Annotated in this window: 12 protein-coding genes; 3 read left to right on the top strand and 9 right to left on the bottom strand. The window is 70.8% G+C overall.

Annotated elements, in window-relative coordinates:
• Window positions 1–60: 60 nt before the first annotated feature.
• Window positions 61–1,644 carry an MDR family MFS transporter gene (locus ACZ79I_RS22415; RefSeq protein ID WP_471499272.1) on the bottom strand — a complete coding sequence of 528 codons (1,584 nt, stop codon included), beginning with the start codon at window positions 1,642–1,644 and terminating at the stop codon, window positions 61–63.
• 168 nt (window positions 1,645–1,812) lie between these two features.
• Here ACZ79I_RS22415 and ACZ79I_RS22410 point away from each other — a divergent pair, with 168 nt between their 5' ends.
• Together ACZ79I_RS22410 and ACZ79I_RS22405 are read left to right on the top strand one after the other, a co-directional pair.
• Window positions 1,813–2,421: a TetR/AcrR family transcriptional regulator gene (locus tag ACZ79I_RS22410; protein WP_471499271.1), complete on the top strand. Its 609-nt coding sequence runs from the start codon at window positions 1,813–1,815 to the stop codon at window positions 2,419–2,421.
• Between the two features lie 50 nt (window positions 2,422–2,471).
• On the top strand, window positions 2,472–5,585 hold the full coding sequence (locus ACZ79I_RS22405) for an NACHT domain-containing protein (protein WP_471499270.1): 3,114 nt from the start codon (window positions 2,472–2,474) through the stop codon (window positions 5,583–5,585).
• Window positions 5,586–5,658: 73 nt separating this feature from the next.
• On the opposite strand, the gene ACZ79I_RS22400 is transcribed toward ACZ79I_RS22405, so the two are convergent.
• Window positions 5,659–8,184 (bottom strand): ATP-dependent Clp protease ATP-binding subunit, encoded by a 2,526-nt coding sequence (locus ACZ79I_RS22400; protein ID WP_471499269.1) that lies wholly within the window; start codon window positions 8,182–8,184, stop codon window positions 5,659–5,661.
• 430 nt (window positions 8,185–8,614) lie between these two features.
• On the opposite strand from ACZ79I_RS22400, the gene ACZ79I_RS22395 reads away from it, so the two are divergent.
• Window positions 8,615–9,265: an SCO3374 family protein gene (locus ACZ79I_RS22395; protein ID WP_471499268.1), complete on the top strand. Its 651-nt coding sequence runs from the start codon at window positions 8,615–8,617 to the stop codon at window positions 9,263–9,265.
• Here ACZ79I_RS22395 and ACZ79I_RS22390 read toward each other — a convergent pair.
• From ACZ79I_RS22390 to nadC, 7 genes are all read right to left on the bottom strand, one after another.
• On the bottom strand, window positions 9,244–9,582 hold the full coding sequence (locus ACZ79I_RS22390; protein ID WP_471499267.1) for a histone-like nucleoid-structuring protein Lsr2: 339 nt from the start codon (window positions 9,580–9,582) through the stop codon (window positions 9,244–9,246). The two genes, ACZ79I_RS22395 and ACZ79I_RS22390, sit on opposite strands and share 22 nt — an antisense overlap.
• A 251-nt stretch (window positions 9,583–9,833) precedes the next feature.
• Window positions 9,834–10,367 (bottom strand): amino-acid N-acetyltransferase, encoded by a 534-nt coding sequence (locus tag ACZ79I_RS22385; RefSeq protein WP_471499266.1) that lies wholly within the window; start codon window positions 10,365–10,367, stop codon window positions 9,834–9,836.
• Between the two features lie 52 nt (window positions 10,368–10,419).
• On the bottom strand, window positions 10,420–10,947 hold the full coding sequence (locus tag ACZ79I_RS22380; protein WP_471499265.1) for a BlaI/MecI/CopY family transcriptional regulator: 528 nt from the start codon (window positions 10,945–10,947) through the stop codon (window positions 10,420–10,422).
• A 210-nt stretch (window positions 10,948–11,157) separates the two neighbouring features.
• Complete coding sequence (locus tag ACZ79I_RS22375) at window positions 11,158–11,334, bottom strand: hypothetical protein (protein WP_471499264.1); 177 nt, start codon at window positions 11,332–11,334, stop codon at window positions 11,158–11,160.
• A gap of 127 nt (window positions 11,335–11,461) precedes the next feature.
• Complete coding sequence (locus ACZ79I_RS22370; protein WP_471499263.1) at window positions 11,462–12,121, bottom strand: hypothetical protein; 660 nt, start codon at window positions 12,119–12,121, stop codon at window positions 11,462–11,464.
• Window positions 12,122–12,287: 166 nt separating this feature from the next.
• Window positions 12,288–13,085 carry a type III pantothenate kinase gene (locus tag ACZ79I_RS22365; protein WP_471499262.1) on the bottom strand — a complete coding sequence of 266 codons (798 nt, stop codon included), beginning with the start codon at window positions 13,083–13,085 and terminating at the stop codon, window positions 12,288–12,290.
• 8 nt (window positions 13,086–13,093) lie between these two features.
• A complete protein-coding gene (nadC, locus tag ACZ79I_RS22360) occupies window positions 13,094–14,080 on the bottom strand; it encodes a carboxylating nicotinate-nucleotide diphosphorylase (RefSeq protein WP_471499261.1) in 987 nt (328 codons plus the stop codon).
• Between the last annotated feature and the right edge of the window lie 2 nt (window positions 14,081–14,082).

Below are 14,082 nucleotides of genomic sequence, written 5' to 3'. Positions count from 1 at the left end.
ATGCGAAGGCCCCCGGGGCGGACACTCCGGGGGCCTTCTTCCGGGCCGGGGCCGTGCGCGTCAGACGGCCTCTGCAACCGTCGGCTGCGCGTCCGCGGCGTCCCCAGCCGCGTCCCCGGCCTGCTTCTGCGGCCCCGCCCCCCGCAGCGGGACCTCCTTCACGAACACCGCGGCCAGCAGCGCCGCCACGCCCACCACCGCGCCCAGCAGGAAGGCGGAGTGCGTGCCCGCCGAGACCGCGTACTGGTACGCCTCCCGGGCCGCCGCCGGCAGCTTCTGCAGGCTCTTCGCGTCCAGCTGTGCGGACTGTTCGGTCATCTTCGAGCCGAGGGCGCCCGCCCGCTGGGCCATCACGTGCTGCACCCGGTCGTTGAACAGGGCACCCATGACCGCGACGCCGAAGGACGAGCCCAGGGTCCGGGCGAGGGTCGTGGTCGACGAGGCGACGCCCATGTCCTTCATCTCGACGCTGTTCTGCGCCACCAGCATGGTGATCTGCATCAGGCAGCCCATGCCGGCGCCCAGGACGGCCATGTACACACCCGAGGTGAGCCGGCTCGTCTCCGTGTCCATCTGCGCGAGCAGGAACAGGCCCACGATCATCAGCACGGTTCCGACCAGCGGGAAGACCTTGTACCGGCCGCTGTTGGTGGTGACCCGGCCCGCGATCATCGACACGACGAGCATCGCGCCGAGCATCGGCAGGAGCAGCAGCCCGGAGTTGGTCGCCGAGGCGCCCTGCACCGACTGCTGGTACAGCGGCAGGAACAGCACCGCGCCGAACATCACGAACCCGGTGATGAAGCCGATCGCCGACATCAGCGAGAAGTTGCGGCTGCGGAAGATGTGCAGCGGCACGACCGGCTCGGCGGCCCTGGTCTGCCAGAACACGAACCCGACGAGCGCGGCGACCCCGATCCCGATCAGCTCCATGATCCGTGCCGAGGTCCAGGGGTACTCGGTCCCGCCCCAGGTGGTGACCAGCACGATCGAGGTGATGCCGACGGTCAGCAGGCCGGCGCCGAGATAGTCGATCCGGGTCTGGGAGCGCTTCTTCGGCAGGTGCAGCACGGCGCTGATGGCGAGCAGGGCGACTATGCCGAGCGGCAGGTTGATGTAGAACGCCCAGCGCCAGCCCCAGTGGTCGGTGATGGAGCCGCCGACCAGCGGGCCGCCGATCATCGCGAGCGCCATGACGGCGGCCATCATGCCCTGGTACTTGCCGCGCTCCCGCGGCGGGATCAGATCGCCGATGATGGCCATGACGCCGACCATCAGGCCGCCGGCGCCGAGACCCTGGATGGCGCGGAAGCCGATGAGCTCCCCCATGTTCTGGGCCATGCCGCTGAGCGCCGATCCGATCAGGAAGATCACGATCGAGGTCATGAAGGCGCCCTTGCGGCCGTACATGTCGCCGAGCTTGCCCCACAGCGGGGTGGAGGCCGCGGTCGCCAAGGTGTAGGCGGTCACCACCCACGACAGGTGCTGGAGGCCGCCGAGCTCGCCGACGATCGTGGGCATCGCGGTGCCCACGATCATGTTGTCGAGCATCGCGAGCAGCATCGCGATCATGAGTGCGAGCAGGACGACCCGCACGCTCCGTGGCTGTTTCTCGCTCCCCGCTGGTGCCGTACTGTCCGCCATGCTCCCACTCCCCTGAGTACCGCGAGCCGCCCCGGCTACTTACTTGCCGCCCGGCTAGTTGACTACACTGGGGAAAGTAGCCCCGTAACTAGCCGGTCGTCAAGTAAGTTCCGCGGGCTCGCCGGCCGGCCGGCACACAGGTTTCCCGGGAGTGCGAGGAGTACGAGGATGGGCGGCACCGCCATGGACGGCACCAAGCGGCAGCGGCGCGGGGACACCCGCCAGCGCATCCAGGACGTGGCGCTCGCCCTCTTCGCCGAGCAGGGCTACGAGAAGACCTCGCTGCGCGAGATCGCCGAGCGCCTGGACGTCACCAAGGCCGCCCTCTACTACCACTTCAAGACCAAGGAAGAGATCCTGGTCAGCATCTTCGAGGACCTGTCCCGTCCCATCGACGAGCTGATCGAGTGGGGCAAGGCCCAGCCGCACACCCTCGAGACCAAGCGCGAGGTGCTGCGCCGCTACGGCGACGCGCTGGCCGGCGCGGCCCCGCTGTTCCGCTTCATGCAGGAGAACCAGGCCACGATCCGCGAACTGAGCATCGGCAACAAGTTCAAGGACCGCATGCTGCACCTGCGCGACATCATCAGGGACCCGGACGCGTCCCTCACCGACCAGGTCCGCTGCATCAGCGCGCTGTTCACCCTGCACGCGGGGATGTTCGTCCTCCAGGACGTCGAGGGCGACCCCGAGGACAAGCGCAAGGCGGTCCTGGAGGTCGCGATCGACCTCGTCACCCAGGCGCACGCGGGCCCGTCACCGGCGGCGAACGCGTGACCATAGGCTGAGCGAGGCAGAAACACCCACCATGCCCTCGGGGGAGCGACATGGATCCAGCGGTCATAGGCGTCAAGGTGGCCTCCAGCGTGGCCACTCCGCTCGTGAGGCGTCTCTTCGTCACGGACGGGCCCGGTGCCGGGCTCGTCGAGAAGCCGGTGCGCATCTCGGAGTTCGTCTCCTTCCGGGGCGAGAAGCGCGCCCTCACCGAGAAGGAACTCACGAAGCTCGCCGCCCAACTGGTCGGACGGGCCGTCGCCGGGGACGGCGAACGCCCGCTGCCCGAGGACGAGACGCCCGCGGTCGTCCTCGCCCTCGCCACCACCCTGCGCGCGCTGGGTGACCTCGACATGACCGATGTGCAGGCCGTGCAGCTGGGCCACGAGGCCCTCGCCCGGCGGCTGCGGGCCGCGAGCGGCGACCCCGGCCGCCATCTCTCCCGGGACGCCGCCCTGTTCCACGAGCGCATCCTCGGCATCGCCTGCCTGCACATCCTGCACTTCTTCACCCAGCGCTCCGCCTTTGTCCCCCGCACCCTCGTCGAACAGACCCGCAGGCAGGCCGAACTCATCGCCAAGGTCGACGAGTTGATCGCCCGGACCCCGCCGGCCGGAGGCACCGACCCCGCCTTCGAGCAGCGCTATCTCGCCTACGTCACCACCAGGTACCGGCACCTGACCATCTACGGCATCGACCTCGTCGACTCCCCGGACCGCTGGCCCCTCGACGCCGCCTACCTCAGCCTGCAGGCGCTGCGCCCCGACGAGGAGAGCACCGCGGGGATCGCCACCGCCCCCACCGCGCTCCCCGCCGACCGGGCCCTCGCCGACCACGACCGGGTCCTGCTGCGCGGGGTCGCCGGCTCCGGCAAGACCACGCTGGTGCAGTGGCTCGCGGTGGCGGCGGCCCGCGGGCGGCGCGGCGACCGGATCCCGTTCGTCCTGCCCCTGCGCACGCTGGTCCGCCGCCCCGGCGGCCTCCCGGCACCCGACGGGTTCCTCGACGCCGTACGCGTCCCGTTCCACGCCACCCAGCCGTCCGGCTGGGCCGACCGCGTCCTCACCGCCGGCCGTGGGCTCCTCCTCGTCGACGGCATCGACGAGATACCCGAGCGCGAGCGGGAACGCACCCGGCGCTGGCTGCGCGACCTGCTCGACGTCTACCCCGGCAACCAGTGGCTGGTGACCTCCCGCCCCTCCGCCGTCCGCGCGGACTGGCTCGCCCCGGACGGGTTCGCCGAACTCGCTCTCGCTCCCATGAACCGCGACGACGTCACGGCGTTCATCCGCCGCTGGCACACCGCCGCCCGCGCCGACGCGCCGGACACCGAGCGCCTCGACGGCTACGAACGCTCGCTCCTGGACGCCGTGGCCACCAAGCCGGACCTCGGCCGCCTCGCCACCAACCCCCTGATGTGCGGGCTGATCTGCGCCCTGCACCGGGACCGGCGGGGGTATCTGCCGCAGGAGAGGCAGGGGTTGTACGAGGCGGCCCTGTCCATGCTCCTCTCGCGCCGGGACCGGGAGCGCGACATGTACGGGCCGCAGGACGGGATCCACCTGACGGAACCCCCGCAGATCCAGCTGCTGCAGCGGCTCGCCTACTGGCTGATCCGCAACTACCTGTCGGAGATGGACCGCGAGCGCGCCGAACGGATCATCTCCGATGCCCTGCCGTCCGTTCCGGCGGCCGCCGCGCAGGGCGACGCGCCCGCGATCCTGCGCCATCTCCTCGTCCGCAGCGGGGTGCTGCGCGAGCCCGCCGCGGGCACCGTCGAGTTCGTGCACCGCACCTTCCAGGACTATCTGGGCGCCAAGGCCGCGGTCGAGAGCGGCGACTTCGGACTGCTGACGTCGAACGCCGCCGACGAGCAGTGGTCGGACGTCGTCCGCATGGCCATCGCGCACGCCCGCCCCCGCGAACGGGCCGAGATCCTCGGGGCCCTGGAGTCCCGGGCAGCCAGGTCCTCACCCGCCGGGAGCGCCCGCATCCGGCTGCTCGCCTTCGCCGGTCTGGAGCACGCGACCGAACTCGACCCCGGGGTCCGGGCGGGCGTCGAGCGGGCGGCGGCCGGGCTGATTCCGCCGCGGACCACGGACGAGGCCCGGGCCCTCGCCGAGGTCGGCCCCCTCGTCCTGGAGCTGCTGCCCGGCCCGGAGGGACTCACGGACGCCGAAGCCCGGGCGGTCGTCGCCACCGCCTCCCTGATCGGCACGGACGCCGCCGTGCCCGTACTGGCCCGCTTCCGCTCCCATCACGCCCTGCCGGTACGGGCACAGCTGACGTGGACCTGGCACCGGTTCGACACCGAGCGGTACGCGGAGGAGGTGATCGCGCATCTGCGTCCCGAGGAGCTCTACTTCACGGCGCACTCGGCGGCGGAGCTCCGGGCCCTGCGGGCGCTGGGCGGACGGCCGTGGCTTCAGCTGGTCGGCGACATCGCCGCCGCCGACATCCGCGCGGGGCTCCTGCCCGACCAGCTGAGCAAACTCGTCGTACGCGACAACCGCGCCCTGGAGGACCTGCGCGTCCTGTCGGACCAGGGCCGGCTGACCTATCTGGACATCAGCGGCTTCAGATCGCCTCTGACCGACCTGGCGCCGCTCGCCGCACTGCCGCTCACCTGGCTGTCGCTCGACGGCATGCCCGGCCTGGAACGGCCCGGCGCCCTGGCCCCGCTCGGCGCGTCGGCCACCTTGGCCTCGCTCGACATCGGGTTCCGCCTGCACGGCGAGTCCCTGGACGAGGCGCTCCCCGGCGGGCTGCCCCTGACATACCTGCGGTTCACCAAGAACGCCCTCCAGGTCACCGGACTGCGCGGCCTGCGGCACCTGCACACCGTACGGACGCTGAGCCTCGCCTCGCTTCCCCGCAAGCTCACCGGGCGGGACTTCGAGGAGATCACCGCCATGCCCGCGCTGGAGGACCTGCGGCTCGACTGGAACACCACCGGATGGGAAGACGGCCCCGTCCTGCCTCGTGTCACCCGGCTCCGTCTGAACAGGTTCACCGGAAACGAGGACCTGGTGGGACTGTCCACGCTCTTTCCCGGACTGCGTTCGATCACCCTCCACCTGGCCCCGGACGCACCCGGCATACCGGAGAACGTTCTCGCCCTCCTTCCGGTCCCGCCCGCCGTCAGGACGACGAGCAGCGTCCTGTGACCACGGCGGAAGGGGCTGCCCCGGGACCGAGGTCCCGGGGCAGCCCCTTCCGTTCAGGCCCAGCGCCGAGCGCTTACGCCTCCTTGCTCAGGTTCGGACCGGGGCCGCCGGCCGCCTGCTCGATCGGCGGGACGTCGGGCAGTGCCGACTTCTCCTCGCCGCGGAAGGTGAAGGTCTTGGCGTCGCCCTCGCCCTCCGTGTCGACGACCACGATGTGGCCGGGACGCAGCTCCCCGAAGAGGATCTTCTCGGACAGCGTGTCCTCGATCTCGCGCTGGATCGTGCGGCGCAGCGGCCGGGCGCCCAGCACCGGGTCGTAGCCCTTCTTGGCCAGCAGCTCCTTCGCGGACTGGGCGAGCTCGATGCCCATGTCCCGGTCCTTCAGGCGCTCGTCCACCTTGCTGATCATCAGGTCGACGATCCGCAGGATGTCCTCCTGCGTCAGCTGCGGGAAGACGACCACGTCGTCGACGCGGTTGAGGAACTCGGGCCGGAAGTGCTGCTTCAGCTCGTCCGAGACCTTGTTCTTCATGCGCTCGTAGTTGGTCTTCGTGTCGCCCGCGGCGGCGAAGCCCAGGTTGAAGCCCTTGGAGATGTCCCGGGTGCCGAGGTTGGTCGTCATGATGATGACCGTGTTCTTGAAGTCCACGACCCGGCCCTGGGAGTCGGTCAGGCGACCGTCCTCCAGGATCTGCAGCAGCGAGTTGAAGATGTCCGGGTGGGCCTTCTCGACCTCGTCGAACAGGACGACCGAGAACGGCTTGCGGCGCACCTTCTCCGTCAGCTGGCCGCCCTCCTCGTAGCCCACGTATCCGGGCGGGGAACCGAACAGACGCGAGACCGTGTGCTTCTCGCTGAACTCCGACATGTCGAGGGAGATCAGCGCGTCCTCGTCGCCGAACAGGAACTCCGCCAGCGCCTTGGACAGCTCGGTCTTACCGACACCGGACGGGCCCGCGAAGATGAACGAGCCACCCGGACGCTTCGGGTCCTTCAGGCCCGCGCGCGTACGGCGGATCGCCTTCGACAGCGCCTTGACGGCGTCCACCTGGCCGATGACCCGCTTGTGGAGCTCGTCCTCCATGCGGAGCAGGCGGCTGGACTCCTCCTCGGTCAGCTTGAAGACCGGGATGCCGGTGGCCGTGGCCAGGACCTCGGCGATCAGGTCGCCGTCGACCTCGGCGACGACGTCCATGTCGCCGGCCTTCCACTCCTTCTCCCGCTTGGCCTTCGCGGCCAGCAGCTGCTTCTCCTTGTCGCGGAGGGAAGCCGCCTTCTCGAAGTCCTGGGAGTCGATCGCGGACTCCTTGTCCCGGCGGACACCCGCGATCTTCTCGTCGAACTCGCGGAGGTCCGGCGGCGCGGTCATCCGGCGGATGCGCATCCGGGAACCGGCCTCGTCGATCAGGTCGATCGCCTTGTCCGGCAGGAAGCGGTCGGAGATGTAGCGGTCGGCCAGGGTGGCGGCCTGGACCAGGGCCTCGTCCGTGATGGAGACGCGGTGGTGCGCCTCGTAGCGGTCGCGCAGGCCCTTGAGGATCTCGATGGTGTGCGGCAGGGACGGCTCCGCGACCTGGATCGGCTGGAAGCGGCGCTCCAGGGCCGCGTCCTTCTCCAGGTGCTTGCGGTACTCGTCGAGCGTGGTGGCGCCGATGGTCTGCAGCTCACCGCGGGCCAGCATCGGCTTCAGGATGGAGGCCGCGTCGATGGCGCCCTCGGCGGCACCCGCACCGACCAGCGTGTGCAGCTCGTCGATGAACAGGATGATGTCGCCGCGGGTGCGGATCTCCTTGAGCACCTTCTTCAGGCGCTCCTCGAAGTCACCGCGGTAGCGGGAGCCGGCGACCAGCGCGCCCAGGTCGAGGGTGTAGAGGTGCTTGTCCTTGAGGGTCTCGGGCACCTCGCCCTTGACGATCGCCTGTGCCAGGCCCTCGACGACCGCCGTCTTGCCGACGCCGGGCTCGCCGATGAGGACCGGGTTGTTCTTGGTGCGGCGGGACAGCACCTGCATGACCCGCTCGATCTCCTTCTCGCGCCCGATCACCGGGTCGAGCTTGGACTCACGGGCGGCCTGGGTCAGGTTCCGGCCGAACTGGTCCAGGACGAGGGAGGTCGAGGGCGTGCCCTCGGCCGGGCCGCCCGCGGTGGCGGTCTCCTTGCCCTGGTAGCCCGACAGCAGCTGGATGACCTGCTGGCGGACACGGTTGAGGTCTGCGCCCAGCTTGACGAGGACCTGGGCGGCGACGCCCTCGCCCTCGCGGATCAGGCCGAGCAGGATGTGCTCCGTGCCGATGTAGTTGTGGCCCAGCTGAAGAGCCTCGCGGAGCGACAGCTCCAGGACCTTCTTGGCACGGGGGGTGAAGGGGATGTGGCCCGAGGGCGCCTGCTGGCCCTGGCCGATGATCTCCTCCACCTGCTGGCGGACCGCCTCGAGCGAAATCCCGAGGCTCTCCAGGGCCTTAGCGGCGACACCCTCACCCTCGTGGATCAGGCCCAGGAGGATGTGCTCGGTGCCGATGTAGTTGTGGTTGAGCATCCGGGCTTCTTCCTGAGCCAGGACGACAACCCGCCGCGCGCGGTCGGTGAACCTCTCGAACATCGTTAATCGCTCCTCAGAGCGGTCAGGCAGTAAGGGGACGCTCCCCTCCCTGTCCTTCCGCAGCTTAGTCCCGCAAGCGGGGACCGCTCATTCCAACTGCCGACACCGTCCTTGGCCTCCTGACCCCGAACGCCGACATCTGCTCCAACCCGATGGTGCGAGACGATGTTCCCGCAGGCCAGGCAGATACCCCACTCGCCAGTACGCCTATGGCGAACGTGAGACAGCCCTTCCCGCGCGACGCCCCCTCCCACTAGGGATGTCTTACCCGTACGCGCGGACACTCCATGCCGCGCACACCGGTTCCCTCCGCTACGGGCGAACATCCTTGCGCCGCCGAACACCCCCGCACGCCCCCTTTTCCGGCACTCAGCGCGGCCATTCCACCACATAGCGTAACCTCTGCCCCGTTCCGGCTGTTGCTCCTGGCATGGTCTCCACAGTGCCCCCTCCCCGACGGCCTTTCGACCCGGGCGACCCGGGCGACGCGGGCGCCCGAGGCGACGCGGTGCGCCGGTGGTACGAGAACGAGCTGGGCTGGGCGACGGTGCCCGGGGAGCCGGTGCGGCTGGCGACGGGCCTGCGCTTCGACGTGCTGGAGGCCCCCGCGGAGGCCGGCTCGGCCGCCCTGCGGCATCTGGGGCCCGGCTCCCCGGTGGCCCTGTGCGGCGGGCGCATGCGGCTGCTGGTGGCCGCGGGCAGCGCGGAGGAGCTGCCGGGGCTGCTCGACTGGCTCGAGTGGGGCGGCGTGCCCCTGGATCTCACGGCGATCGGGGCGGGCCGGTGCGTCGAGGCACCGCTGCCTCCGGGATGGGCCGCGGGCGGCGGGGCGCCTCCCGGCCGGGTCGGCACCCCGGGGTCCCGGCCACTTCCCCTGGGCCGGAGCGTCTCACAGGGGGCCGCCGTCTGGCTGCGGCCCCCCGAGCCGGGGTGCGAGGTCGGACTCCTGCTGCCGACACTGTCGGCCTTGGGGGGCGGTGGGGGCGCCCCCGATCTGGTACGGCTGGTCGACACGATGGCAACGCAGTGCCACCGGGTCCGGCTGCGACGCGCGTGCGCTCAGGCGTTCGCCTTCTCGTAGGCCTCGCGGATGGACGCCGGAACACGGCCACGGTCGTTGACCTCGAGACCGTTCTCCTTCGCCCAGGCGCGGATCTGCGCGGTGTCCTGGCTGCCCGCGGAAGCGGCGGCGCGGGCCTTGCCACGCCCGCCGGCCGCACGGCCTCCGGTACGACGACCGCCCTTCACATAGGGGTCGAGAAGGCCGCGGAGCTTGTCCGCGTTCGCGGTCGTGAGATCGATCTCATACGTCTTGCCGTCCAGCGCGAACGTCACGGTCTCGTCCGCCTCGCCGCCGTCGAGGTCGTCGACAAGAAGGACCTGAACCTTCTGTGCCACCGGATTTCCTTTCATCCATAACTTCAGGGCCGAGGGTCCGCGGCCTGTGCCGCTTGTTTCGCGTCCCCTGTTATATGCAGTACTGCAGTACGTCGGAAAGCAAACCGCTTTTGCTGGAAAAACACAAACCCCCCGGAGAGACAGACCGGCGGCCGGGAGACCAGAAACATGCGCGTTTCGGACATAGGGAACGTGGGCAGCGGTCTCCGGTGTGAAGCACGGCCGAATAGTCCCGCACGATCCCTCGGCGATCACAGATGCAGAAGCATCCGGCTGTTGCCCAAGGTGTTCGGTTTCACTCGTTCGAGACCGAGGAACTCCGCCACGCCCTCGTCATAGGACCGCATCAGCTCGGCGTAGACATCGGTGTCCACCGGTGTCTCGCCGATCTCGACGAAGCCGTGCTTCCCGAAGAAGTCCACTTCGAAGGTCAGGCAGAAAACGCGGCGAACGCCGAGCCAGCGGGCGGTCTGCAGCAACTTCTCCAGCAACTGGTGCCCGACGCCGAGCCCCTTGGCCTCGGGCACCACCGCGAGAGTGCGGACTTCCGCCAGGTCTTCCCACATGACGTGCAGGGCGCCGCAGCCCATGACCTCGCCGTTGTCGTCGCGTTCCGCCACCCAGAACTCCTGGATGTCCTCGTAAAGCGTGACGGTCGCTTTGTCTAGCAGGATGCCGCGCCGGACGTAGGCGTCGAGGAGGCGGCGCACCGCCGGGACATCGCTCGTCCTGGCCCGTCGGACAGTGACGGCTTTTGCGGTGGCTTCGGGGCTCTCTGCTGGCATGAGCGGACGCTATCGCCCGGGGCCGCCCCCGGCCGAGGCGGGGCTCTTCTCGTCACACATCTCCGCGGGCTTCTTCCCCTGGGTTCGGCCCGGGCTTCTCGGCGCTGTTCCCGCCGCGGTTCTCTCCGGGGTTCCCGCTCTCCGCGGGGTTCCCGCCGCCCTTCCGGCCCGGACGATCGGGGCGTGCGGAGGATTCGGGGGATTCGGCGCCGGGCGCGGTCCCGGTTTCGGTCCGCCCGTGCTCCTGGAGGCTCTCGGGGCCTTGCACGACACGCATGGCGTCCCGCAGCGCCTGCCGCTGTTCGTCGCTCATCATGCCGAAGAAGGCGACGAGCGCGGCGGCCGGGTTGTCGCTCTGCGACCAGGCTTCGTTCATCAGCGCGGCCGCATAGGCGGCGCGGGTGGAGACCGCCTCATATCGATAGGCCCGGCCTTCCGCCTCCCGGCGGACCCAGCCCTTCTGGTGGAGATTGTCCAGGACGGTCATCACCGTCGTGTACGCGATGGACCGCTCCTGCTGGAGATCTTCGAGGACTTCTCGAACAGTCACCGGGCGGTTCCACTTCCACACCCTCGTCATGACCGCGTCTTCGAGTTCTCCCAATGGGCGAGGCACACTGAGCAGAATAGTGGGAGATGTCCCTAATAGCTCACCAGGCATGCACTTAAGCCGTGAATACCCACAAAAAGGGCGTACGACCGAAAAGGCACACGGGTCGTACGCCGAGGTGGGACACCCGGACCCGCGGAGGGCGGGGGCATCGCGGGCCCCGCCGAGGGCGGCCCGGGATCAGCCCTCGGCGTCCTTGGCGGCCTGGGGGGCACCCGGGCGGGTGAGGGCCGCGTCGACGATCGCGTCCTCCTTGGCCTTGTTGGCGCCGCCCTGGGTCTTCACGATCACCCTGATCAGCCCGATGAAGAACACGGCCATGACGACCGGGGGCAGGAGTGCGGAGACGTAGTCCATGCGTCCAGAGTAGCCAGGGCCCGCCCGATGGATCCCGGTCGGGTGGGCCTTACCGGATGGGGGACGGTGCGGCGGGTGCGGCGGGTGCCGCGGACGGGTCCGGCGCGGCGGCCGGGCGGCGGTGCCGTCAGCCCGCGGCCAGCCGCTGCCGGGAGTGCGAGGCCGGAGAGCCGGGTTTGCGCTTGGGCGGGAAGACCTCGCCCGGGGTCGGGATGGGGCGCGAGGGCCGCGGGGTCTGCGGCTCGCGGCGGGGGGCGGGCTTCTGGGGTTTCTCCTCCGGCTTGCCGGCCGGTTTGCGGGCCGGCTTCTCGGTGGGGTTCTCCGCGCTCGCGCGGCCGCCCGGCAGCGCCGTGAGCCGGGCCCGCGAGGCGGGGATCACGGCCGGCCGGGGGGTGGGGTGAGGGCGTGCGTCGCGCGCGGCGAGGTCGCGGCACCGGTCGAGCAGGGCGGCGGCGGCCGGGGTGCCGCGCAGGGCGCGCAGGGCGCTGAGGTCGTCCGGGGCCGGGCGGTGGCCGGCGCGCAGAGCGTCCTCCAGGAGGGCCAGGTAGCCGGTGGCGGCGCCGGGAAGGGCGGCCCGGTAGCGGGCGAGGTCGGACAGCAGGAAGGCCCTCAGGCGGGCGCCCTCGCGCATCGCCTCGTCGACGGACTCGGCTAGGCGGAGGCAGTCCTGGACGTCCTCGGCGGAGGCGGTACGGGGCTGGAGGGCGAGGGCGAGGGCGCGGCGGAGCACGTGCAGCTCCTCCGCACCGAACGCCAGGCCGCCGCGGGATCCGTGTGGCGTGGGCATGCGGTGACGCTACCGCTAATCGGACAAAACCGGCATACCCGGGTGTCGTGTCGCTTCCCGGTTCCCTCACCTGGAGGCGACGTGCGCCTTTTCGCCATTGGAGTGTCGGCCCGGGAGCGTCGGCCGGGCGGCAGCGGCAGCGGCAGCGGCAGCGGGCGGATGCCCGTCACATGCGCGACGCGTTCCGCTCGTAGACCAGGCGCAGACCGATCAGGGTCAGCCACGGCTCGTGTTCGTCGATCACGGAGGACTCGCCCAGGACCATCGGGGCCAGGCCGCCCGTCGCGATGACCGTCACGTCGTCCGGGTCGTCCGCCAGCTCGCGGGCCATGCGCCCGACCACCCCGTCGACCTGGCCCGCGAAGCCGTACACGATGCCCGCCTGCATGGCCTCGACCGTGTTCTTGCCGATCACGGCCCGCGGGCGGGCCAGCTCGATCTTGCGGAGCTGGGCGCCGCGCACCCCGAGGGCCTCGACCGAGATCTCGATGCCGGGGGCGATCACACCGCCCGCGTACTCGCCGCGCGCCGAGACGGCGTCGAAGGTCGTCGCCGTGCCGAAGTCCACGACGATCGCGGGGCCCCCGTAGAGCTCGACCGCCGCCACCGCGTTGATGATGCGGTCGGCGCCGACCTCCTTCGGGTTGTCCATCAGGATCGGGACGCCGGTCTTGATGCCGGGTTCCACCAGGACCGCGGGGACGTCGCCGTAATAGCGGCGGGTGACCTCGCGCAGCTCGTGCAGGACGGAGGGGACCGTCGAGCAGATCGCGATGCCGTCGATGCCCTCGCCCAGTTCGTCGCCGAGCAGCGGATGCATGCCCATCAGGCCCTGGAGGAGCACCGCCATCTCGTCCGCCGTGCGGCGCGCGTCCGTGGAGATGCGCCAGTGCTCGACGATCTCGTCGCCGTCGAACAGGCCGAGGACGGTGTGCGTGTTGCCTACGTCGATGGTCAGCAGCATGGCCCTACCTACTCCGCCGCTCGCAGGTCCAGGCCGATGTCCAGGATCGGCGAGGAGTGCGTCAGCGCCCCGACCGCCAGGAAGTCGACTCCCGTGTCCGCGTACGCCTTCGCGTTCTGAAGGGTCAGCCGGCCCGATGCCTCCAGGAGGGCGCGGCCGCCGACGACGGCCACCGCCTCCTCGCACTCGCCCGGCGTGAAGTTGTCCAGCAGGATCAGGTCCGCGCCCGCGTCCACGACCTCGCGCAGCTGGTGCAGGGTGTCGACCTCGACCTCGATCGGCACGTCCGGGAACATCTCGCGGACCGCCGTGAACGCCTGCGTCACGCCGCCGGCCGACACCACGTGGTTGTCCTTCACCAGCGCCGCGTCCGACAGGGACATGCGGTGGTTGACGCCGCCGCCGCAGCGGACCGCGAACTTCTCCAGGGACCGCAGGCCCGGTGTCGTCTTCCGGGTGTCCCGTACCCGCGCCTTGGTGCCCTCCAGGACGTCCGCCCACGCGCGCGTGGCGGTCGCGATGCCGGACAGGCGGCACAGCAGGTTCAGCGCGCTGCGCTCCGCGGTGAGCAGGTCGCGGGTGCGGGTCGTCACGGTCAGGAGCTTCTGCCCCGCCTCGACCCGGTCGCCGTCGTCCACATGGCGCTCGACCTCGAACTCGTCCGTGCAGACCACCGAGACGACCGCCTCGGCGACCCTGAGGCCCGCCACCACGCCCGCCTCGCGCGCGACGAAGTCGCCGGTCGCGACGGCGTCCTCGGGGATCGTGGCGACCGTGGTCACATCGACGCCGTGGGCCAGGTCCTCCTGGACGGCGACGTTGGCGATGTCCTCGACCTCCACGGGGTCGAGCCCGGCATCGGCCAGGAGCTCGGCGAGCGCGGGGTCGAGCCCGCACTCCATGTACTCGCCGTACTCGTCGGAGGCGCCCTCGGCCCCGCAGGCGCAGCCGCCGCCGCAGCCGCCGGAGACGAGGGGAAGGTCGGGGGTGGTCACGT

Source organism: Streptomyces sp. PSU-S4-23 (genome assembly GCF_055632315.1).
The sequence above is the reverse complement of the archived record's forward strand: the minus strand, read 5'-3'. Positions and strand labels throughout refer to the sequence as shown.